The organism is Oerskovia flava, from assembly GCF_026163685.1.
Lineage (GTDB): Bacteria > Actinomycetota > Actinomycetes > Actinomycetales > Cellulomonadaceae > Oerskovia_A > Oerskovia_A flava.
In genome coordinates, this window is record NZ_JAOXSR010000009.1 from 107,626 (window position 1) to 128,439 (window position 20,814).

The following is a 20,814-nucleotide window of genomic DNA, read 5'->3' on the forward strand; positions in this document are numbered from 1 at the left end:
CTCTAGACTGACCCCCATGATCTTCAAGTCCGTGGGCGACGACCGTCCGTACCCCGATCACGGTCTCGTGACCCCCAAGGACTGGTCCGACGTCCCGCCGCGGCAGGTCCGCCTCGACGAGCTCGTCACGACCAAGCGCACGCTCAACCTCGACAACCTGCTCTCCGAGGACTCGACGTTCTACGGCGACCTCTTCGCGCACGTGGTCGAGTACCGCGGCGTCCTGTACCTCGAGGACGGTCTGCACCGGGCTGTCCGGGCGGCGCTGCAGCAGCGCGCGATCCTCCACGCCCGCGTGCTGACCGTAAAATGATGCGCCGTTCGGGTAAGTTTCTGGCGTGACCACGAAGACCGACCAGGACCCCGCTCGCGCACAGCGCCGCCGGCGCATGCACGAGCGGCAGGCCGTCGTCTTCGGGCTCCTCATCGCCTTCCTGGCGGTGTGCGGCATCGGTGCGCTCGCGATCTACACCGGGGCGATCGAAGCGCCGTTCGCCCGCGACTTCACCACGCCAGAGGTGATCGACCCGCTCGCCGACGTCCCGGCGCCCTGCCTACCCGAGGACACCCTGCCGGTGGCGTACAGCGACATCGAGGTCATGGTGCTCAACGGGTCCGGGACGGGCGGGATCGCGAACGCCAACGAGGAGATCCTCGAACGCCGCGGCTTCGTCGTCACCGGCACCGGGAACGTCGCGGAGACGGCCCGCACCCAGGTCAGGTTCGGCGCCGAGGGCGTCGCCGCGGCGTACACGCTCGCGGCCCACTACGAGAACGTCGCTCTCCTCCTGGACGACCGAGAGGGTACGGGGATCGACCTCGTCCTCGGCACGGAGTTCGAGCGGCTGGTGGACCCGGAGCTTGTCGAGCTCGACGCCGAGACGCCGCTCGTCGACGCCGAGGGCTGCGAGCCCCTCGAGGAGATCACGCCTCGACCCGGCCCGGTGCCCGACGAGGAGGAGGCGGAGGAGTAGGCACTCGCCCCGCCCGACTCCCACCCGCCCGCGCGACCCTGAACGGCCATCGATGACTCTCTCCACCACGCCCTCCCCCACGATCCGCCCGGCGCGCACCGACGACACCGCCGAGGTCGACCGGCTGTACGACATCTGCCTGCGCACCGGCGACTCCGGGCAGGACGCGAGCGGTCAGTACTCCGACCCGCGACTGATCGGCGAGATCTACCTCGGCGCCTACCTCGCGCTCGAACCCGACCTCGCGTTCGTGCTCGACGACGGCACCGGTCCCGTCGGGTACGTCGTGGGGACGCAGGACACCGCCGCGTTCGAGGCGCGCTGCGCGCGCGAGTGGTGGCCGCCCCTGCGGCAGCGCTATCCCCGCGGCGCGTTCGCCGAAGGCTCGCCCGACGCCCAGCTCGTCGGTCAGGTGCACGCGCCCCGCACGACGGATCGCTCCATCGCCACCGCGTACCCCGCGCACCTGCACGTCGACCTGCTGCCGCAGGCACAGGGCGGCGGCAACGGCAGGCGCCTGCTCCAGACGCTGTTCGACGCCCTGCGCGCACGCGGCGTCTCCGGGCTGCACCTCGGTGTCGCGCCGGGCAACACCGCGGCGATCGGCTTCTACCGGCACCTCGGGTTCACCGAGCTCGACACCCCCGACGGCGGCCTGGTCCTCGGCCTGCGCCTCTGACGGCCCGGCCCCCACCCCCTCCCCAGTCGCCGAACAGGCGGTTCCTCGGCACGATGCGTCGTTCCTACCGAGAAACCGCCTGTTCGGCGAGGCCCGGGGGGCGGGGGTCAGCGGGGGGCGAGGGCTCGCAGCGTTCGGCGGACGCTGCGCGCGACAGTTCCGTCCCCACCCAGGTCGCGGGCGGTGAAACGCAGGACGTGCACGCGCCCGCTGGTGACCAGCGAGTTCTGCCGGGTGCGGTCGGCGAACAGGGCGCTCGGTGTGTCGTGCACCTCCGCGCCGTCGATCTCGGCGATCAGCCAGCGCTCCTCGTCGAGCCGCCACCCCATGTCGCCGCGCCGGAGCGTGCCGTCGGCGTCGGGCAGCGGGACCTGGAGCTGGTCGGGTGGGAGACCGTGGTCGACGCACTCGAGCCGCGCCCGGGTCTCGAGCGGAGACTCGGCGCGCGCGTCGGCGAGCTCCCACCAGGCGTGCGTCCGCGCCACGCCCCGTCGGCCTCGGGCCAGGTCGTGCGCGCGGTCGAGCTCGCTGCGCGTCACCGCTCCCTGGTACAGCGCGGAGTCCATGACCGACACGGCGTGCTCCCGGTCCAGCTCCGGCACCGCCTGCGCGAGCGCCCAGTCGGGAGTGACGACGAGCCGCCGGGCGACGCGCCGGACGGTCATCCCGTCGTCGAACTGCCGCAGCCTCAGACCGTCGCGGGAGACGAGGCGCCCTGCCCCTGGCAACGCGGCCTCCGGGACGACCCGTCTCGGCAGGCCCTGGATGCCGTGCAGTGCGAGTGCGCACGAGCCGACGGCGATCGCGTCCGGTCCGAACGCGAGGAGCGCGGCCCACGCCGCGCGGCGGTGCCGGTGCGCCCAGGGTCGGTCGCGCACCCGGGTGAGGTCGGAGTCGTAGACGCCCCTCGTCACCCGGGACCATCCGCCGGACCGCACGAGGCGGGCGAGGCGGTCGGCGCTCACGCCGGCGGCGCGGCACTGCGCGGTGGAGACGAGACCCTCCTGTGCGGAGGCGACCGTCTCGAGCGCGGGTGGCACAGGTCGACGAGGAGGCACCCGGACATCCCACGACGCCGCACCGCGCCGCACCCAGCCGCGCGCCACGGCCTGTGGACGGGCCCTCCCTCCCTGGGCCCTGTGCACACCACCCCAGTCGCCGAACAGGCGGTTTCTCGGCAGGATGCGTCGTTCCTGCCGAGAATCCGCCTGTTCGGCGTCAGGGGGCGGACGCCGGGCTGGCCGGCTCCTGGGACGTGCCGCGCCAGCGGGAGAGGGTGCGCATGACGTGGTAGATGGCGAGCGCCGCCGCCGTCCCCAGCGCGATGCCCTCGAAGCTCACGGCGCCGGCATGCCACGTGAAGTTCGCGATGCCGATGACGAGCGGCACGGCGGCGGTGGTGAGGTTCACGGGGTCGGAGAAGTCGACCTTGTTCTGCACCCAGATGCGCGCGCCGAGGATGCCGATCATGCCGTAGAGGAGGGTCGTCACTCCACCGAGGACACCGGCGGGGATCGAGTTGATGAGCTCGCCGAACTTCGGCGACATGCTCAGCACGAGGGCGGTCGCGGCCGCCACCCAGTACGCGGCGGTGGAGTAGACCCGGGTCGCGGCCATCACGCCGATGTTCTCGGCGTAGGTCGTGGTCCCCGAGCCTCCGCCGGTCCCGGCGAGCGTTGTCGCGAGTCCGTCGGCGAAGAGCGCACGGCCCATCATCGGGTCGAGGTTGGTGCCGGTCATCGCGGCGACGGACTTCACGTGCCCGACGTTCTCGGCGACGAGCACGAGGACGACGGGGACGAAGAGGCCGAGGACCGCGACGTCGAACGACGGTGCGACGAACTGCGGGAACCCGAACCAGGCGGCCTCGCCGACGGCGGTGAGGTCGACCTCGCCGCGCACGGCGGCGAACACGTACCCCGCGACGACGCCGACGAGGATGGCGAGCCGCCCGAGGATGCCCTTGAACAGCACGGTGATGGCGATGATCGCGGCGAGGGTGAACAGCGCCGTGACGGGGGCCGCGCGGAACCCGTTGGTGCAGGTCTCGACGATCTCGCCGCCGACGACGTCCTGCTGGCACGTCCCCCACGCGACGGGCGCGAGGTTGAGCCCGATGAGCGCGACGATCGTGCCGGTGACGACGGGCGGCATGGTGAGGTCGATCCACCGCGGACCGGCGACGTGCACGACGATCCCGACGATCGCGAGGGTCACCCCGGTGACGAGGATGCCGCCGACCGCGACGGACTGACCGTGCGAGGCGGTGGCGGCACCGATCGGCGCGATGAACGCGAAGCTGGACCCGAGGTAGCTGGGCAGCCGGTTGCGGGTGATGAGCAGGAAGCCGAAGGTGCCGATCGCGGAGAAGAACAGCGTGGTCGCCGGCGAGAGCCCTGTGAGGAGGGGGACGAGGAACGTCGCGCCGAACATGGCGACGACGTGCTGCATCCCGATACCGAGGGTGCGCGGCCAGGTGAGTCGCTCGCCGGGCGAGACGACCTCGCCGGGCGCGACGCGCCGGCCGTCGCCGTGGACCGACCAGGGGCCGCGGGTCGACGTGGTGGGGGTGCTCATGGGACTCCGTCCGTGGGTTCTCGTGCAACGCCAGGACGCAGGATAGCCGTCAGGCGTAGGCCATGATCCACGCGAGCAGGTAGCTGCGGGTGAGTCCGTCGTCGAGGCGCTCCTCGGGCAGCCCGCGGGCGACCTCCAGGGAGGCGGCCGCGTCGTCGGGTCCTGCGAGCGCGGCGTACATGAGCAGGTAGTCGCCGAACATCACGTCCCACGACGCGGCGGCCTGCGGCTCGCCCGCGAGCGCGTCGGCGACGTTGGCGCGGATGCGCTCGGGGTCACCGGCGAGGTAGTCGGCGGCGGGGCTCATCGGGAGGACGAGGATGCCGAGCATCGCGCTCGGCTCGGCGCTGAACCACGTGGCGTAGTCCCGCTTCCCGCCCCAGTTGAGCGACGTGATCGTGTGCTCGAACCCGTCGTACACCGGGTCGTCGAGGTCGAGGTCGGTCCAGTACGCGCGGGCCGCGGCCGCCTCCTGGGACAGCAGCCAGGTCGCCTGGGTCTCGAGATCGTCGAGGCCGCGCACGCCCGCCCACAGGGCCAGCCCGTTCCACGCGCTGACGGCCTCCGAGGAGGACTCCTGGTTGTTGCCGTCGGCGAACGGCGAGTACCCGGACGCCCACGAGCTGCCGCGGTAGGCGCCGAAGACCCGCAGGGCGGGGAAGTCGTCCGTGGTCGCGCCGTTCGCGACGTCCGCCGCGAGGAGGTCGACGACGGGTGCGAGCTCTGCGGCCAGCTCCGGGTCGTCGGCGGCGAGCACCCCCGCGGTGTAGAGGAAGTACCCGTAGTGGAAGTGGTGGTCGTTGAACTCCTCCGACCCGAACGACGGTGTCTTCCCGACGACGCCGCGCAGCACCGGGTCGTACACGAAGCACCGGGCGTCCCGGGTCTCGCAGCCGTCGGGCTCGGCCCACTCGCGCACCGCGTCGGTGAGCTCGGTGCGCAGGGGGGCCGCGACGTCGTCCAGGCCGAGCTGGTCCGCCAGGACGAGGAGGTTCGTGTCCCGCGCGAGGGCCTTGCCCCCGAAGTACGTGTCGGACGGGAGCGCCTCGCGAGCCGCCGCGTCGGCCCGCACCTGCTCGACGAGCTCTGCCCGGTCGGCGTCGGCCAGCCCGTCGAGGTCCAGCGCGCCGCGCGGCGCGAGTGTCGGCGAGCTCCAGGCGAGCTCGTTCCCGAGGCACAGGTCGGCCGTGCCGTAGACGGTCCGGTACGTCCCGAGGTCGCAGACGTCCTGGCCGTCGACCGTGCCGCCCTGCTGGTGCGGGAGCCGCACGATCGCGGTCCCGTCGTCCGCGGCGTCGTCGGGACCGCCGGTCAGGTAGGTGATCGCGGTCGTGGTCACGTCCTCGTCCACGCCGTAGGCGAGCGACGTCCCGGTCAGGGGGCGCGCCGCCGCCGCGGCGAGTCGTTCGACGGCGTCCCCCTCACCCCCCGGCAGCTCGTCAGGGACGGGAAACCACACGAGCGGGTCGCCCGCGTCGAGCCCGACGGCGCGCCCGTCGTCGGACACGTCGCTCGCCTCGAGCCCGTCCCCGACCAGGACGTAGTCGCGTCCGCCCACCTCGGTCGTCCAGGTACCGGGCACGTCGCCCGCGCTGACGGCCTGGGAGAGCGTCGCGGTCTGGGCCGTCGCCGCCGTGTAGGACACCAGGGGCGACCCCTCGGCGATCGTCACGGTCCCGAGGGCCTCGCCCGCGTCGTCGAGCAGGTCGAGCGAGACGGAGACGGTGTCGTACGCGGAGACCAGCGTCGACGTCGCGCCGACGTCCACACCGACCTGCGGGCCGTAGGAGCCGAGGATCGCCTTCTCGCTCGTGACGATCTCGGGCAGCGTGAAGGCGTAGCCGCCGTCGGTGACCCCGAACGCGAGCGGCACGGGGAAGACGGGCTGCGGCCCGGCGCCGAAGACGAGACCGGAGAACCAGCGGTTCGTCGGCGGGACGAGCCCGTCCGCGAGCCGCATCGTCGGCGTGGGCGCGACGGACTCCTGCGGCAGGACCGAGGGGTCGACGTCGAGCGCGGCCCCCGTGAGCCCGGCGGTACCGGACCCCGCCGAGCCGGCGGTGCCGGAGCCGCCCGCAGCGCCGTCCGCGGCGCCCTCCTCCGCCGCCGACGTGCCGAAGATCCCGCACCCGGAGAGCATCAGGGCGGCCACGGCGAGCGCCCCGAGGCGCAGGCCACCTCGCGGCGTCGTCACAGCCCGACCTTGCGCAGGAACTGCCCGAACGAGTCGCCGACGCCCGCGAGCGCCCCGTCGTCGCGCAGCTGCAGGCTCGCCGTGACGGGGGTGCCGGAGGTGATGAGCCCGTGCTCGGACCCGCGCACGAGGTCGGCGCTGCGGACCTCGACGGTCGACTCGGCCTGGTTCTCGATGTTCTGGACGGTGATCGCCGCGACCTCGCCGACGATCTCTGCCTGGTTGGGCAGGACGATCACGACGGTGGCGTCGTCCTCGACCCGGGCGTAGTCGCGCGGGTCGAGCGTGAAATGCGCGTCGACGAAGAGCGAGTCGGCGCGCTCGACCGTCGCGACGACGGTCCCCGCCGGGAGGAAGGACCCGACGCCGGTGGGGATGTCGGTGACGATGCCGTTCGCGGGGGCGAGCAACGTCATGGTCCCGTCCGCCTCGACCTCGTAGGCGGCGGACTCCGCGCTCACGAGTCCGACGGACAGGGCGTGCTCGAGGGTGAGGCTCTGGACCGCGAACAGCTCGTCCCCCGCGCTGACGGCGTCGCCCTCGACGACGAACGACTCGGTGAGGGTCCCCGCGAAGTCGGTGCCGACGTCGTACGTCGTGGACCGGATCGTGGCGGTGGTGCTGGTGGCCTGGGCGATGCGCTGGTTGAGGACGACGGTCGCCACGGCGACGACCGCGAGGACGACGAGGAGGCCGGCGGCGAGGCGCAGGCGGTTGGACCAGGTCATGAGACTCCTCCGAGGATGCGGGTCGACGCGCCCTGCCGCAGGGAGCGGCGGCGACGGCTGCGCACCTCGTGGCGGAGCCGGGCCGACTCCCGGAACGCCGTCGCGATGAAGGCGCCGAGGATGAGCGTGTTGGTGAGGTTCCACGCGAGGGCGAGGCTCGGCATCGCGTCGCCCCAGCCCTTCCAGATCCCGACGAGCGAGGTGAGTGCGAGGAACGCGAACGCGAGCACCTGCGGGATCATGAAGTTGAACGGGGACGCCACCTTCGCCTCGCCCGTCGACGACCGTCCGGTGACGTGCCAGGACTGCTCCTTGCCGGTGATCGCGTTCCACAGCGCGCGCGTGTAGATGGGGAAGGACACGGCGGCGAGCATCAGGACCTCCCACCGGAACGACCCGAGGGTGAAGAACGCGATGGCGATCTGCAGGGCGTAGAAGCCCGCGTAGTAGAGCAGCCAGGTGGCCCAGGAGATCGTGAGGTTCATGGGCGTGAGGTCGAAGTAGATCTGCAGGGGCGGCACGAGCAGGAGGATCAGCGGCGCGATCCCGGCGAGGTAGTGGGTCGCGGTGACCGTGTACTGCAGGCGCTGGTCGAGGGTGAGGCGCCGGCGCGGGCTCAGCGGGTTGTGCTGCAGGAGGATCTCGAACCCGCCGGTCGCCCACCGCAGCTGCTGCTTGGTGTATGCCTCGATCGTCTCCGGGGTGTCGCCGACGGCGAGCGTCGTCGGGATGTAGACCGACGTCCAGCCGCGCTCGTGCAGCATGAGCGACGTCCACACGTCCTCCGACTTCGAGTCGGTGTGCATGCCCCCGATGTCGTCGATCGCGGCCCGGCGGAAGATGACGTTGGTGCCGACGCAGAACGCCGCGTTGAACCGATTGCGGCCCGGCTGGATGAACCGGTAGAACACGGCCTGCATGTACCCGGCGCCGCGCGAGATGAGGTTGTTGAGGTTGCCGTACGTCTGCGGCGTCTGCACGAACGCGACGTCGTCGCTGACGAAGAACGGCACGGTCTCGGCGAGGAACTCGGGCTTGGCGACGAAGTCCGCGTCGAAGATGACGAAGTAGTCGCCCTTCGCGATGGACAGCGCGTAGTTGACGTTCCCGGCCTTGGCGCCGTTGTTGGTGAGGCGGCGCAGGTAGCGGGCGCCCAGCCGGGCGGCGAGGTCGCGCACCTCGTCGGACTTGCCGTCGTCGAGGACCCACGTGCGGTGCACGCCCCGGATGGCGAGCGCTGCCCGGACCGTGCGCTCGATCGTGGCGACGTCCTCGCCGTAGGTCGTGATGAAGACGTCGATCGTGACGGGCTTGTCGTGCAGGTACACGGCCCAGCGGCTCGGGTCGTCCTCGGTGCGGTCCCGGATGATCTCCGGGACGTCGTGCAGCCGGTCGCGGGCGTGGTGGTAGGCGAAGCCGCGCGGGTCGTGGCTGCTGGAGAGGATGGTCCACATCGCCAGGAGCGCCTGGGCGACCAGGACGGTCTCGGCGACGATGACCATCGAGTACGGCAGGAAGTCGCCACGGTTCGCGGGGTTGAGCAGGAAGAACGAGTAGGCCACGACCCCGAGGGTCGCGAGCAGCACGATCATCATGAGCGACGGCGAGCGGGACGTGTGGTTCTCGTCCTTCTCGGGCGCGCCCGGGCGGGCGTCGTCGGGCAGGGCACGGCGGGCGCGCAGGGGGTGCGCGGGGCGCACGTGGTCGGAGCGGCGGGGGGTGACGATCAGTCGGTCGAACTCGGAGACGGCCATGGCGACCTCGATCTGTCGGGGAGCCCGGACGGGTTCCCGGGAATCCGGAATGTCCTCCGACGACAAGAGGTGGCCCGCATCAGCGGGCCACCTCGTCGTCTGGTCGCAAGGTAGCAGCGGGACCCGGCGCGCCGTCAGCACCCCTGACGGCTCAACGAGCCCGCGACCCCGGACCCCGGTCCGGCGGGGTCGCGCCCCTCGGAGGTTCGTCGGCGTCGCCTGACGACCCCGCGCCACGCACCGGCGGTTGCCTGACGTCGCAGGTCACCGGCACGCGAGGGCCCGCTGCCCGACGGCGGCGGGCACCCCCGGCGCCGCCGCTGCGGTGCGCGGTGCGCACCCCTCGCGCACCCACCCGAAACGCCCGGTTCATCGCCGGTAACGCAGAATTCACGCGTCCGAACGTGCCGACCGTCCAGGTGCTGGACGCGCGTCCAGCAGAATGTCCGAATGGCGCACAGCCGCTCGTCAGAGAAGCTGCGGCGCGACCTCTCGGGCGACGAGGTCCAGGTGGTCCAGGTCGGCCAGGTCGAGGACCTGCAGGTAGAAGCGCGTCGCACCCTCCTCGGCGGTCGTGGCGATCTTGTCGGCGACCTCCGCGACCGTGCCGGCGAGCCCGTTGGTCCGCAGCTCGTCGGGCTCGCGCCCGATCGCGGCCGCGCGGCGCCGGAACTCCGCCTCGTCCGCCCCGACGCACAGGACGTACGCCGCCGAGTACACGAGGTCGTCGGGGTCGCGGTCGGCGTCCTGGCACGCGGCGCGGACGTTCTCGAGCCGCTCGGGCAGGACGCCCGGGTCCGGGAACGCGACGTTGAACTCGCTCGCGTAGCGGGCCGCGAGCGCCGGGGTGCGGCGCGGTCCGTGGCCGCCGACGATGACGGGGACGCGCGCCTGCGCGGGCTTGGGCAGGGCGGGCGAGTCGGTGAGCGTGTAGTGCTCGCCCGCGAAGTCGAACCGCTCGCCCACGGGCGTCTGCCAGAGCCCCGTGATGACGGCGAGCTGCTCCTCGAGGATCCCGAACCGCTTGGCGGGGAACGGGATGCCGTACGCCTCGTGCTCGCGCGCGAACCACCCGGCGCCGAGGCCCAGCTCGACACGCCCGCCCGACATCTGGTCGACCTGCGCGACCTGGATGGCGAGCAAGCCGGGGTGGCGGAACGTCGCGGAGGACACGAGGGTGCCGAGCCGGATGCGGCTGGTCTCCCGGGCCAGGCCGGCCAGCGTGGTCCACGCGTCCGTGGGGCCGGGCATGCCGTCGCCGTCACCCATGGAGAGGTAGTGGTCGGAGCGGAAGAACGCGTCGAAGCCGAGGTCTTCGGTGGCGCGCGCGACCGCGAGGATGTCGTCGTAGGTGGCCCCCTGCTGGGGCTCGGTGAAGATGCGCAGGTCGATCTGGGTCATGCCGCCCAGACTTTCACACGCCTCCGAGCTCTTCGAGAAGTGCCCGCGCGGCGTTGTGCCCCGCGACGCCGCTCACGGCTCCGCCACGTCGAGCACCGCTGCCGCACAGCAGGATCCGGTCGTGCGCGGTGGCCACGCCCCAGCGTGCGCCGGGGGTGTCGGCGGGGGCGTCGTCGGGCAGCCAGGGCCAGTCGAGGTCGCCGTGGAAGATGTGCCCGCCGGGCATGGCGAGCTCGGCCTCGATGTCCGCCGGGGACTTCACCTCGGCGTGCAGCAGCACGTCGGCGAGCGGCTCGGCGAGGTGGGCGTCGAGCGCGGCGACGAAGGCCTCGTAGGCGACCTCCCTCGCGCCGGGGGCGAGCAGGTCGTCGTACGGGGTGTGCAGCCCGAAGTAGGTGAGGGTCTGCGCCTCGCTCGCCGCGAGCTCCGGCCCGAGGATCGAGCGGTCGGTGAGCGTGTGGCAGTAGAGCTCGCCGGCGGTCCCGAGCCCGCTCGCCGGGTCGCGGTACAGGGCTTCGAGACGGCTCATCGACTCCCCCACGTGGAACGTCCCGGCGAACGCGAGCCGCGGGTCGACGCCCGAGCGCAGGCGGGGCAGGCGGGAGACGAGGAGGTTGACCTTGAGCTGCGAGCCCTTCGGCGTCGCGGGGCGCGGTGCACCGAGGAGGTCCGCCAGGACGGCGGGCGCTGCCCCGCACAGCACGTGCCGCGCCTCGACGACGACCTCGTGCCCGGCGCCGTCGAGCGCGCTCACCCGGACGGACGTGGGCCCGGGCTCGACGCGCGTGACCTCGTGCCCGGTGCGCAGCGTCGCGCCCGCCTCCCGCGCGGCGCGCTCCAGCTCCGCGCTCACGGCACCCATCCCGCCGACCGGCACCCGCCACTCCCCCGTCCCGTTGCCGACGACGTGGTAGAGGAAGCACCGGTTGGCGGCGCGGGCGGCGTCGTCGAGCGACGTCCACGTCCCGATGAGCGCGTCCGTCGCGACGACGCCCCGCACGAGGTCGTGCGTGAAGCGCCGCTCGATCGCCCGCCCCAGCGGCTCGTCGACGAGGTCCGCCCAGATCTGCTGCCCGACGGCGACCCGCACCCGGTCCCGCACATCGCCCTCGCGGGGCAGCGGCTCGAGCAGCGTCGGCGCGAGCACACCCGCGACCGCGGCGACCTCGGCCCCGAAGTCCTCCCACGCGTCGAGCTCGTCGTCCGAGCCGGTCAGCGCACGGAACGAGGCGCGGGTCGCCTCCCCCGGCGTCGTCTCGACGAGCAGCGCGGCCGGGCCGTCCGGGCCCTCGTAGGGCGTGCAGGACGCGGTCGACCGCGAGCGCAGCTCGAGGTCGAGCCCCAGGTCGCGCACGAGCTCGTCGGGGAAGAGGCTCACGAGGTAGGAGAAGCGCGAGAGGCGGGCGTCGACGTCGGGCCACGGGCGGGCGCTGATCGCGGCGCCACCGACGTGCGGCAACCGCTCCAGGACGAGGACGTCGAGCCCTTCGCGGGCGAGGAGCGTCGCGGCGACGAGAGCGTTGTGACCGCCGCCGACCACGGCGACGTCGCAGGTGAGCATGCGGCGATCGTAGTGCGCGGTCGCGCCTGGGACCCGACCGCCGGGCGACGTTCCGTAGAGTCTGCTCATGCGCCTGTCGACCGTCATCCTGCCGATCTACCCGTGGCGCGAGGCCCGTGACCTCTGGCGCCGCGCCGAGGACCTCGGGTTCCACGCGGCGTACACGTACGACCACCTGTCGTGGCGGGAGCCGTTCCGGGACGGCACGTGGTTCGGCGCGGTGCCGACGCTGGCCGGGGCCGCCGCGGTGACCGAGCGCATCCGCCTCGGGACGCTCGTGACCTCGCCGAACTACCGCGAGCCCGTGACGTTCGCGAAGGACCTCGTCACGCTCGACGACCTGTCCGGCGGGCGGGTGACGGTCGGGCTCGGGGCGGGGACGATGGCGGCGGACGCCACCGTGCTGGGCGGTGAGGGCTGGTCCCTGCGCGAGCGGGCGGACCGGTTGCGGGACTTCACCGTGCTGCTCGACCGGCTGCTCACCGAGCGCGTCGTCACGCACACCGAGGGGCACTACCGGGCGCTCGACGCCCGGACGATCCCGGGCAGCACGCAGTCCCCGCGGATGCCGTTCGCGATCGCGGCGACGGGTCCGCGCGGGCTCCGGCTCGCCGCGCGGTACGGCCAGGCGTGGGTGACGACGGGCGACCCGCGGGTCGGACCCGAGGGGACGGTCGCCGCGTCGCGCGGCGGCGTGGCGCGGCAGGTCGCCGACCTGGAGGCCGCGTGCGCCGAGGCGGGCCGGGACCCGGCGACCGTGGAACGGATCCTGCTCACGGGGTTCACGCCCGACCGCCCCCTGGCCTCGGCCGGCGAGCTCGCCGACGTCGTCGGCGCCTACGCCGAGGCGGGCATCACCGAGATGGTCCTGCACTGGCCCGTGCCCGGGACGCTGTTCGACGCCGACCTCGCGGTGTTCGAGCAGATCGCCGTCGGGGCGCAGAACCACCGGTAGCTCAGAACCACCAGGACACGAGGTAGCGGGCCGGCGCGGTGACGGTGGACCACACCAGGCGCGGGCCCGAGGCGCCGCGGCGACGTCCGTCGCGGACGGCGTAGAGGGTCGAGGCGAGCGCGCCCAGGACGGACAGGCCGACGAAGAGGGCCACCACCGGCATCGGCGCGTCGACGACGACACAGATCAGCAGGCCGATGACGACCACAAAACCCAGCAGCAGGCTGAGCACGAGCGCGGCGGAACCGACCGGGTCGTCGTCGACCGGGTCGGTCGCGGGACCCGGGCCCGGGCCACCGCCGGAGGGCTCGGTGCTCGTCACCCCGGCATCCTCGCAGGTGCCGCACGCCCCGTGAAGGGTCGGTAGTCTGCACGGATGGCACCCGACCCGGCGAGCGCAGCGCGTGGTGTGCGCTGGTCGAGCATCGTCACGGTCCTCGGAGCGCTGCTCGTGGTGGCGGTGAGCGTCTTCTCGCTCCTGCGCGGCCGGACGTGGGCGTGGATCCCGCTCGTGCTGGCGGGGGCGGTCGCGCTCCGCGAGATCCGGTACCTCCAGCGCACGGACCAGCGGCGCGACGCACCTCGCTGACCTGCCCCGCGGGCCGAGTCCTCCTCGCGGCGTACGTCGCTGCTCCCCCTCGGGGATGAGCGGCGGCGCAGGAGGATCCACCGGACGGTCGATGTGCGGGCGGAGGGTCTGCAGGAAGACTCGGGGGTACGTCGTCGGGCACCCCGACGGCCGCAGAGCACCGGAGGACCTCGTGACCGCTCAGGACGTGACGACCGCAGCACGCGCCCGACGCCGTCGCCTCGCGCCCGTCCGGCGCGACGACGTCCCCCCGGTCGAGCGGGCGAACGGGTGGCTCGTCGCCCTCGCCGTGGTCGTCGCGGTGGTGCTCTTCTCGGCGCTCGCCCTCGGGTCGTTCGCGACCCTCGACTGACGAGCCCACCGCCCGGGTTGCGCCGGCCGATCACAGCCGCGGGTCGACCGGCTCCGACTCGAGCGCGAGGACCGCGAACACGGCCTCGTGCACCCGCCACAGCGGTTCGCCCCGCGCCACCCGGTCGAGCGCCTCGAGACCCAGGGCGTACTCGCGCAGCGCGAGCGACCGCTTGCGGCCGAGGGACCGCTCGCGCAGACGCTCGAGGTTCGCCGGCTCGGTGTACTCCGGCCCGTAGATCAGCCGCAGGTACTCGCGGCCGCGCACCTTGAGGCCGGGCTGGACCAGCCCGCCCGCACCCTTGCCGCCGGTACGGCGTACGAGGTTCTGCCAGGGCTTGACGACCATGCCCTCGCCCCCGGCCGCGGTGAGCTCCTCCCACCAGGCGACGCCGTCGGCGCGCGACGCCTCGTCCCCCAGCTCGACGACCGTGCGCCGGGTGGTGCGGAAGAGCGCGGGGTCGCTCTCCACGAGGCGGTCGGCAAGCGCCAGGTGCCAGCCGTGGTCGCGGTCGGCGTACGTCGCACCCGCGCCGTCGACGGACCCGCTCGCGAGCACCTGGAACGGCGCGACCTGCACCCCGTCGAGCGCCGATGCGCGGGCACCGGCGGTGCCCGCGGCCCCCGTCTCCCACCGGTAGCGGCGGTACGCCTGCGCGAAGAGGTCGGCGTCGGCGGCGCGTGCGGAGGTCCGGGCGCGCAGGTCGGCCACGTCGAGCCCGCGGGCCTGCGCGGCGGCCAGGACCGACAGCGCCGACGGCATCACCGCGCGCGCGGCGGCCCCGACGCTCGCGTACTGGTCCCGGATCAGCGACTCCGCCTTGAGCGACCAGGGCAGGATCTCCGCGTCGAGGACGAGCCAGTCGGCGCCGAGCTCGTCCCACAGGCCCGCGGCGGACGCCGCGGCCGCGACCCGGCCGAGGAGCTCGCCGGTCGCGGTGTCGCCCGAGGTGTCCCCGAGGAACGACCGGCCGGTCCGGGTGTGCACGGCGCCGGGTGCGTCGATGCCGAAGCGCTCGGCGACGACGCGGGACGAGCCGGCCCCCGAGTCCCGGGCCACGAGCAGCACGCCGCGGGACCCCATGTGCTTCTCCTCGCACACGACGCGCTCGACGCCGTCGCGCGCGTAGGTCGCGAAGGCGGAGTCCGGGTGCTCGAGGTGGCCGGGCAGGGTCGACGTCGCGACCGGGCTCATGGTCGGCGGCAGGTAGGTGAGCAGGCGTGGGTCGATCGCGAAGCGGCTCATCACCTCGAGGGCGCCCGCGGCGTTCTCCTCGGGCACGGTGACGCGCCCGTGCACGGCGGTCTCGACCGAGCGCCGTCCGAGGACGTCCGAGACGTCGAGCAGGTCGGGTTCGCGCTGCGCTGCCGGCTCGGCGTCCTCGGGCAGGAACGGTCGCGCCGGCTCGTAGTAGACCCGCGCCGCGGGGACCGACACGAGCTCCTTCTCGGGGTAGCGCAGGGCGGTGAGCTTCCCGCCGAAGACGCACCCGGTGTCGAGGCACATCGTGCCGTTGACCCACTCGGCCTCGGGTGTCGGGGTGTGCCCGTACAGGACCATGGCGCGCCCGCGGTAGTCGTTCGCCCAGGGGTAACGCACGGGCAGGCCGAACTCGTCGGTCTCGCCCGTCGTGTCCCCGTAGAGCGCGAAGCTGCGCACCCGGCCCGAGGCCCGGTTGTGGTACGCCTCCTTGAGCCCTGCGTGCGCGACGACGAGGCCTCCCCCGTCGAGCACGAGGTGCGAGACGAGGTCGCGGCAGAACTGCGCGACGTCGGCCCGGAACTCCTCGGTCTCCGCGGCGAGCTGCGCGAGCGTCGTCTCGAGGCCGTGGGAGACCTTGACGTCGCGCCCGGCCAGCGCGCGCACGAGCTTGTGCTCGTGGTTGCCGGGGACGGCGAGCGCGTGGCCCGCGCGCACCATGCCCATGGCGAGGCGCAGCACGCCGGGAGAGTCGGGGCCGCGGTCGACGAGGTCGCCGAGGAAGATCGCCCGCCGCCCGTCCGGGTGCGACGCGTCGACCGGCCGGCCCGCGTCGTCGCGCACGACGTCGTAGCCCAGCTCCCCGAGGAGGGTCACCAGCTCCGGCAGGCAGCCGTGGACGTCGCCGATCGCGTCGAACGGACCGGTCTCGTCGCGGCGGTCGGTGAGCAGCGGGGTGCGCACGATGCGGGCGGCCGCGACCTCGTCGACGCCGCGCAGCACGTGCACCGTGCGGAAGCCCTCGCGCTGGAGGCTCTTGAGCGACGACCGCAGGGCGGAGCGCTGGCGCCGCACGACGTGCGCACCGAAGTCCCGGTCCGGGCGTGCGGCGTTGCGCTCGAGCGCGACCTGCTCCGGCACGTCGAGCACGATCGCGACGGGCAGCACGTCGTGCGTGCGTGCCAGGTCCACGAGCGACGCCCGCGCGGCCCGCTGGACGTTCGTGGCGTCCACGACGGTCAGGAGGTTCTGCTCGAGGCGCTTGGCGACGATCGTCCCGAGCACCTCGAACGCCCGCCCGGTCGCGGCCTGGTCGTTCTCGTCGTTGGACACCAGCCCGCGGCAGACGTCCGAGGAGACCGTCTCGTAGCGCCCGAAGTGCTCGCGCGCGAAGGTCGACTTGCCCGAGCCCGAGACGCCCACGAGCACCACGAGGCTCGTCGCCGGGACCTTCAGCTCCCGCTGCTCGCTCATGCTGCGCTCCCCTCGGTCCCGTCGGTGGTGGCGCGGTCGACGCGGGTGAGGACCACCATCTGGGTGGGCGGTCCGGTCACCGCGTCCTGCGGCCCGATGCCCCGGTGCTCGACCGTGTACCCGAACCGCCGACCCGCGGCCTGCGCCCAGTGGCGCAGCTGCGCGCGGGTCCACTCGAACCGGTGGTCGGGGTGCCGCATCGTGGCGCCGTCCCCGCCACCGAGGGTCGGGTAGTGCACGTTGTACTCGACGTTCGGCGTCGTCACGACCACCACCCGCGGGCGGGCGTGACCGAGTACGGCGCGTTCGAAGGCGTCGAGGCGCGAGGGGTCCACGTGCTCGATCACCTCCATGAGCACGGCCGCGTCGAAGCCCGTCAACCGGTCGTCGGTGTACGTCAGCGACGACTGCAGCAGCCGCACCCGCTCGCGCTCGGCGTCGCTCGCCTCGTGCAGGCGCAACCGCGTGGCCGCGCGGTCCAGCTCGCGCGCGGACACGTCCGTCCCCAGCAGCCGGGTGTAGCGCCGGTCGTCGGCGAGCCGGCGCAGCAGCATCCCCTCGCCGCAGCCGAGGTCGACCACGCTGCCCGCGCCGACCTCCGCCAGCACGGCGAGCACGGCGTCGGCGCGCTGCCTGGCGAGCGGCGGCGGGGCCAGCACCTGCTCGTCCGGCTCGACCTGCCCGACGTCGGCACCCACCTCGCCGTCGAGCGTCACCAGCCGCTCGGTCGCGTCGGCGACGTACCGGCGCTGGTGGGCGAGGTAGCGGCGCATGATCTCGTCCCGCTCGGGGTGCTCGGCGAGCCACCCGGCCCCGGCGCGCACGAGCTTGTCCACCTCGTCGGTCGACACCCAGTAGTGCTTGGCATCGTCGAGCACGGGCAGCATCACGTAGAGCTGGTTGAGGGCGTCCGCCAGACGCAGCGACCCCGTCAGCCGCAGGTCCACGTAGCGCGAGTCGCCCCAGCCGCTCACCGCCGGGTCGAGCGGCACCGGGGTCGCGGCCACGGTCCAGCCCAGCGGCTCGAAGAGCCGGCGCGCGAGGTCCGCCCCGCCGCGGCACGGCAGGGACGGCACGTGGATCTCCAGGTCGAGCCGGACGCCGGTGAGCTCGGGGCGGGCCTCGCACCGCCCCGCCATGGCGCTGCGGAAGACCTGACCGACCGCGACCGCGACCATCGAGGACGCGGCGTAGGGGCGGTCGTTGACGTACTGCGCGAGAGAGAACGCGTCCGAGCCGCCGAACCGCTTGTTCCGTACGATCCCGACCGGGTCGACCTCGAGGAGCAGCGCCACCGTGCACCGCTGCGCGGTCGCCTCCGGGTAGAGCACGTGCGCGCGGCCCACCGCCAGGTCGAACGTCTGCGCGCGGTCGGGGTGCTTGTGCAGCAGGTACCCGAGGTCGGTCGCGTCGACGAGGCCGGCGTCCGGGGTCGCCGACGCGGAGAGGGTCACGAGCATGGCCGTCATGCTGCCACGGGTGGGCCTGCCGACAGGTCTCGACCTGCCGCGGGCACAGGACTACCGTCAGGAGGCAGGACCCCGTCGTCCGGGGCCCGCAGACGCGCACCGCCGGGAGCGAGGTGGCTCACGGGCGGCAGCGCCGGTGACGGGAGCCTCCATGAGCACGGACCAGCAGACGACGACCACGGCCGAGGCGTTCGCCGAACGGCTCTTCGCCTCGACCCTCGGCGCGTTCGAGATCCTCAGCGTCTACCTCGGCGACCGGCTCGGGTGGTACCGGGCGCTCGCCGGGGCCGGCCCGCTGACGTCGGCCGAGCTCGCCGCGAGCACCGCCACCCAGGAGCGGTACGCCCGCGAGTGGCTCGAGCAGCAGGCCACCTCGGGCCTGCTGGTCGTCGCCCCGGGCGACCCGACAGACGGTGCGCCGCCCGGCGGACCGGAAGGGCCCCACCTGCGGCGCTTCGCCCTGCCGGCCGCGCACGCCGAGGTGCTCACCGACGAGCACAGCCTGTCGTACGTCGCGCCGCTGAGCCGGTTCGTCGCGGCCGCGGGACCCCAGCTCGAACACCTGCTGGAGTCGTACCGCCACGGTGGCGGGGTGAGCTGGGAGCAGCTCGGCGAAGACGCCCGCGAGGCGCAGGCCGCCGTCAACCGACCCTGGTTCGAGCGCGAGCTCGCACCCGCCCTGGCCGGGGTGCCGCAGGTGCACGACGTCCTGAGCCGTCCCGGCGCGCGCGTCCTGGACGTCGGCTGCGGCCTGGGCTGGTCGACGCTAGCCCTCGCGCAGGCCTACCCCGAGGCGTCGTTGCACGGCGTCGACGTCGACACCCCGTCGATCGCCGCCGCCCGGACGAACGCCCGGGACGCGGGTCTGACGGACCGGGTCACCTTCCACCAGGCGGACGCGGCCGAGTCCCTGGGCGCCGAGCCGTTCGACGCCGCGTTCGCGTTCGAGTGCGTCCACGACATGCCGCGCCCCGTGGAGGTGCTCGAGGGCGTGCGGCGCGCGGTCCGGCCGGACGGGGTCGTCGTCGTCATGGACGAGGCCGTGGCGGACGACCTGCAGGCCCCCGGCGACGACGTCGAGCGGGTCATGTACGGGTACAGCATCCTGTTCTGCCTGCCCGACGGGCTGTCCTCGTCACCGTCGGCCGGGACGGGCACCGTGATCCGACCACCCGTCCTGCGCCGGTACGCCCTCGAGGCCGGCTTCACGGGGGTCGAGGTCCTGCCGATCGAGGACTTCGCGTTCTTCCGGTTCTACCGCCTGACCTGAGGCCGGCATGGCCGGCCTGACAGACCGGGCTCCGGCGCCGCTGCGGCGCCGGGCGATCCCTGCGACGCTGTCTCGATGAGCCCCGTCCCCGAGCTCGACGTCGTCGACTGGCGCCGCCGGGTCCACCACCTGTACGCGACCGTGCGAGCCCTCGCGGCCGACGACCCGGCCGCCGCGCACGAGTACTGGGTCGCGGCCCGCGACGACCTCTTCGCCGAGCACCCCGCCTCGCCGCTCCTGCCCGAGGACCGCGCCGCGTTCACCGGCCTGCCCGTCGGCCCCTACGACCCGGCGATGCGGTTCGAGGTCCCGGTCCGGGCCGCGGGGACGGCCCGCCTCGACGTGCCCACGGGGACCGACGGCGTCGTGCCCTTCGAACGGGTGGGCCGCCTGGAGCTGCCCGGCCTCGGCGGGCTCGACGTGTGGGCGCTGCGCTCCTACGGCGGCGGGCTGTTCGTCCCCGTCAAGGACGCCGCGGCCGGCACCTGGACCTACGGGGGCGGTCGCTACCTGCTCGACACCGTCAAGGGCGCCGACCTCGGACCGGGCCGGGTGCCGTCGGGCACGGGCTCGGGGACGGCCGACGACGGCCCGACGCTGGTCGTCGACCTCAACTTCGCGTACAACCCGTCGTGCGCCTACGACCCCGCGTGGGCGTGCCCGCTCGCCCCGCCCGGGAACGTGCTGGACGTCGCCCTGGGGTGCGGCGAGCAGCAGCCGGGCGGGACACCCGGGTAACGTCCCACCCATGAGCGCCGTCCGATCCCGCACGCACACCCAGGCCGTCGACGCCGCCATCGAGCTGTTCACGCGGCAGGGCTACGAGCAGACCACCGTCGAGGACATCGCCGACGCCGCGCACATCAGCCGCGCCACGTTCTTCCGCCGGTTCCGCTCCAAGGAGGACGTGATCTTCGCCGACCACGAGCTCCTCCTCGACGAGGTCGTCGTGCTGCTCGCCGCGACCCGCCCGGAGGCCCGTGGGAACGGTGGCGCGCCGACCGACCCGGACCGGGCGTGGGACGCGTCCTACGACCCGTACGTCGAGGTGTGCCGGGCGGCGCGCCTCGTGTTCGACCACCACGTCGCCCAGCGCGAGACGTCGCTCGCCCGCCACCAGCTCCTCCAGCAGGTGCCGGCGCTGCGCGACCGCGAGCTCGTCACGACCCACCGCTACGAGCGGGCGTTCACCGCCTACCTGCGCGACACCCTCCCGGAGAGCGCCCGCACGTCGACCGCGTCGGTCGCGTTCGCGGCGTCCGTCGTGGCGGTGCACAACGCGCTCCTGCGCCGGTGGCTGCGCGCCCCCGGTCTCGACCTGCGACCCGACCTCGAGGAAGCCTTCGCCGACCTGCGCCGGGCGGCGGCGCCGCGCGGCGCGGCGCACCCGACCGGGACGGCCTCGACCGACGTCGAGGCGGGCACGGCCGGGCGCGCACGGGTCGTCGTCACCGTGGTCGAGGGTGCCGGCGGCGCGGAGCGGCCCGACGACGTCGCGGCCGCCGTCTCCCGCGCCGTCCGCGACGCGCTCTCCTGAGCGGGCGTCCCGCGGCCTCCGGCGAGTGCACGCGTCCAGCGGGAATGCGCGCCCCTGTTCTTCGCGTTGACCGCCCCGTGAGCGGCGCGGCCGCCCGGGAG

At 73.8% G+C, this 20,814-nt stretch carries 19 protein-coding genes; 9 read left to right on the top strand and 10 right to left on the bottom strand.

Going from position 1 to position 20,814, the window contains the following annotated elements; genetic code table 11:
* Positions 1-16: 16 nt before the first annotated feature.
* The 3 genes from OHL10_RS14645 to OHL10_RS14655 are packed head-to-tail and all read left to right on the top strand — an operon-like array spanning position 17 to position 1,653.
* Positions 17-313 carry a type II toxin-antitoxin system VapB family antitoxin gene (locus tag OHL10_RS14645; RefSeq protein ID WP_265522966.1) on the top strand — a complete coding sequence of 99 codons (297 nt, stop codon included), beginning with the start codon at positions 17-19 and terminating at the stop codon, positions 311-313.
* Between the two features lie 25 nt (positions 314-338).
* Positions 339-974 (top strand): LytR C-terminal domain-containing protein, encoded by a 636-nt coding sequence (locus OHL10_RS14650; RefSeq protein ID WP_265522967.1) that lies wholly within the window; start codon positions 339-341, stop codon positions 972-974.
* 52 nt (positions 975-1,026) lie between these two features.
* The gene (locus OHL10_RS14655) at positions 1,027-1,653 is read left to right on the top strand and encodes a GNAT family N-acetyltransferase (protein ID WP_265522968.1); all 627 of its coding nucleotides are present in this window, start codon (positions 1,027-1,029) and stop codon (positions 1,651-1,653) included.
* Between the two features lie 107 nt (positions 1,654-1,760).
* On the opposite strand, the gene OHL10_RS14660 is transcribed toward OHL10_RS14655, so the two are convergent.
* The 7 genes from OHL10_RS14660 to OHL10_RS14690 form a co-directional block, all read right to left on the bottom strand.
* The gene (locus tag OHL10_RS14660) at positions 1,761-2,693 is read right to left on the bottom strand and encodes a type IV toxin-antitoxin system AbiEi family antitoxin domain-containing protein (protein WP_265522969.1); all 933 of its coding nucleotides are present in this window, start codon (positions 2,691-2,693) and stop codon (positions 1,761-1,763) included.
* Positions 2,694-2,871: 178 nt separating this feature from the next.
* A complete protein-coding gene (locus OHL10_RS14665; protein ID WP_265522970.1) occupies positions 2,872-4,230 on the bottom strand; it encodes a uracil-xanthine permease family protein in 1,359 nt (452 codons plus the stop codon).
* Positions 4,231-4,279: 49 nt separating this feature from the next.
* Positions 4,280-6,424, bottom strand: coding sequence for a glycosyl hydrolase (locus OHL10_RS14670; protein WP_265522971.1), 2,145 nt, complete (start codon positions 6,422-6,424; stop codon positions 4,280-4,282).
* Positions 6,421-7,152 (bottom strand): efflux RND transporter periplasmic adaptor subunit, encoded by a 732-nt coding sequence (locus OHL10_RS14675; protein WP_265522972.1) that lies wholly within the window; start codon positions 7,150-7,152, stop codon positions 6,421-6,423. Before OHL10_RS14675 ends, OHL10_RS14670 begins: the two co-directional genes overlap by 4 nt.
* Complete coding sequence (locus OHL10_RS14680; protein WP_265522973.1) at positions 7,149-8,906, bottom strand: glycosyltransferase; 1,758 nt, start codon at positions 8,904-8,906, stop codon at positions 7,149-7,151. The genes OHL10_RS14675 and OHL10_RS14680 overlap by 4 nt, the downstream gene beginning before the upstream one ends.
* 468 nt (positions 8,907-9,374) lie before the next feature.
* Entirely contained in the window at positions 9,375-10,298 is a 924-nt protein-coding gene (locus OHL10_RS14685) for an LLM class F420-dependent oxidoreductase (RefSeq protein ID WP_265523043.1), read from the bottom strand.
* Positions 10,299-10,320: 22 nt separating this feature from the next.
* The gene (locus OHL10_RS14690; RefSeq protein ID WP_265522974.1) at positions 10,321-11,868 is read right to left on the bottom strand and encodes a phytoene desaturase family protein; all 1,548 of its coding nucleotides are present in this window, start codon (positions 11,866-11,868) and stop codon (positions 10,321-10,323) included.
* 67 nt (positions 11,869-11,935) lie between these two features.
* Between OHL10_RS14690 and OHL10_RS14695 the strand changes: the two genes are divergently transcribed.
* Entirely contained in the window at positions 11,936-12,823 is an 888-nt protein-coding gene (locus tag OHL10_RS14695) for an LLM class flavin-dependent oxidoreductase (protein WP_265522975.1), read from the top strand.
* Between the two features lies 1 nt (position 12,824).
* On the opposite strand, the gene OHL10_RS14700 is transcribed toward OHL10_RS14695, so the two are convergent.
* Positions 12,825-13,145 carry a hypothetical protein gene (locus OHL10_RS14700; protein ID WP_265522976.1) on the bottom strand — a complete coding sequence of 107 codons (321 nt, stop codon included), beginning with the start codon at positions 13,143-13,145 and terminating at the stop codon, positions 12,825-12,827.
* Between the two features lie 54 nt (positions 13,146-13,199).
* Here OHL10_RS14700 and OHL10_RS14705 point away from each other — a divergent pair, with 54 nt between their 5' ends.
* Together OHL10_RS14705 and OHL10_RS14710 are read left to right on the top strand one after the other, a co-directional pair.
* The gene (locus OHL10_RS14705; protein ID WP_265522977.1) at positions 13,200-13,412 is read left to right on the top strand and encodes a hypothetical protein; all 213 of its coding nucleotides are present in this window, start codon (positions 13,200-13,202) and stop codon (positions 13,410-13,412) included.
* A 172-nt stretch (positions 13,413-13,584) separates the two neighbouring features.
* Positions 13,585-13,764 carry a hypothetical protein gene (locus tag OHL10_RS14710; RefSeq protein ID WP_265522978.1) on the top strand — a complete coding sequence of 60 codons (180 nt, stop codon included), beginning with the start codon at positions 13,585-13,587 and terminating at the stop codon, positions 13,762-13,764.
* Positions 13,765-13,794: 30 nt separating this feature from the next.
* Here the strand turns inward: OHL10_RS14710 and OHL10_RS14715 are convergent, their stop codons facing one another.
* Together OHL10_RS14715 and OHL10_RS14720 are read right to left on the bottom strand one after the other, a co-directional pair.
* Entirely contained in the window at positions 13,795-16,437 is a 2,643-nt protein-coding gene (locus tag OHL10_RS14715; protein WP_265522979.1) for a polynucleotide kinase-phosphatase, read from the bottom strand.
* Positions 16,434-17,897: a 3' terminal RNA ribose 2'-O-methyltransferase Hen1 gene (locus tag OHL10_RS14720; protein WP_265522980.1), complete on the bottom strand. Its 1,464-nt coding sequence runs from the start codon at positions 17,895-17,897 to the stop codon at positions 16,434-16,436. The genes OHL10_RS14715 and OHL10_RS14720 overlap by 4 nt, the downstream gene beginning before the upstream one ends.
* Positions 17,898-18,057: 160 nt before the next feature.
* On the opposite strand from OHL10_RS14720, the gene OHL10_RS14725 reads away from it, so the two are divergent.
* From OHL10_RS14725 to OHL10_RS14735, 3 genes are all read left to right on the top strand, one after another.
* Positions 18,058-19,176, top strand: coding sequence for a class I SAM-dependent methyltransferase (locus tag OHL10_RS14725; RefSeq protein ID WP_265522981.1), 1,119 nt, complete (start codon positions 18,058-18,060; stop codon positions 19,174-19,176).
* Positions 19,177-19,251: 75 nt separating this feature from the next.
* Complete coding sequence (locus OHL10_RS14730; RefSeq protein WP_265522982.1) at positions 19,252-19,914, top strand: DUF1684 domain-containing protein; 663 nt, start codon at positions 19,252-19,254, stop codon at positions 19,912-19,914.
* A 10-nt stretch (positions 19,915-19,924) separates the two neighbouring features.
* Positions 19,925-20,713, top strand: coding sequence for a TetR/AcrR family transcriptional regulator (locus OHL10_RS14735; protein WP_265522983.1), 789 nt, complete (start codon positions 19,925-19,927; stop codon positions 20,711-20,713).
* Positions 20,714-20,814: the final 101 nt, after the last annotated feature.

Excerpts from the sequence above, each read along its gene's own strand:
- OHL10_RS14715 (WP_265522979.1), bottom strand. The coding sequence starts at position 16,437 with ATGAGCGAGCAGCGGGAGCTGAAGGTCCCGGCGACGAGCCTCGTGGTG.
- OHL10_RS14665 (WP_265522970.1), bottom strand. The coding sequence starts at position 4,230 with ATGAGCACCCCCACCACGTCGACCCGCGGCCCCTGGTCGGTCCACGGC.
- OHL10_RS14735 (WP_265522983.1), top strand. The coding sequence starts at position 19,925 with ATGAGCGCCGTCCGATCCCGCACGCACACCCAGGCCGTCGACGCCGCC.
- OHL10_RS14690 (WP_265522974.1), bottom strand. The coding sequence starts at position 11,868 with ATGCTCACCTGCGACGTCGCCGTGGTCGGCGGCGGTCACAACGCTCTC.
- OHL10_RS14695 (WP_265522975.1), top strand. The coding sequence starts at position 11,936 with ATGCGCCTGTCGACCGTCATCCTGCCGATCTACCCGTGGCGCGAGGCC.
- OHL10_RS14730 (WP_265522982.1), top strand. The coding sequence starts at position 19,252 with ATGAGCCCCGTCCCCGAGCTCGACGTCGTCGACTGGCGCCGCCGGGTC.
- OHL10_RS14725 (WP_265522981.1), top strand. The coding sequence starts at position 18,058 with ATGAGCACGGACCAGCAGACGACGACCACGGCCGAGGCGTTCGCCGAA.
- OHL10_RS14645 (WP_265522966.1), top strand. The coding sequence starts at position 17 with ATGATCTTCAAGTCCGTGGGCGACGACCGTCCGTACCCCGATCACGGT.
- OHL10_RS14655 (WP_265522968.1), top strand. The coding sequence starts at position 1,027 with ATGACTCTCTCCACCACGCCCTCCCCCACGATCCGCCCGGCGCGCACC.
- OHL10_RS14705 (WP_265522977.1), top strand. The coding sequence starts at position 13,200 with ATGGCACCCGACCCGGCGAGCGCAGCGCGTGGTGTGCGCTGGTCGAGC.
- OHL10_RS14680 (WP_265522973.1), bottom strand. The coding sequence starts at position 8,906 with ATGGCCGTCTCCGAGTTCGACCGACTGATCGTCACCCCCCGCCGCTCC.
- OHL10_RS14675 (WP_265522972.1), bottom strand. The coding sequence starts at position 7,152 with ATGACCTGGTCCAACCGCCTGCGCCTCGCCGCCGGCCTCCTCGTCGTC.
- OHL10_RS14720 (WP_265522980.1), bottom strand. The coding sequence starts at position 17,897 with ATGCTCGTGACCCTCTCCGCGTCGGCGACCCCGGACGCCGGCCTCGTC.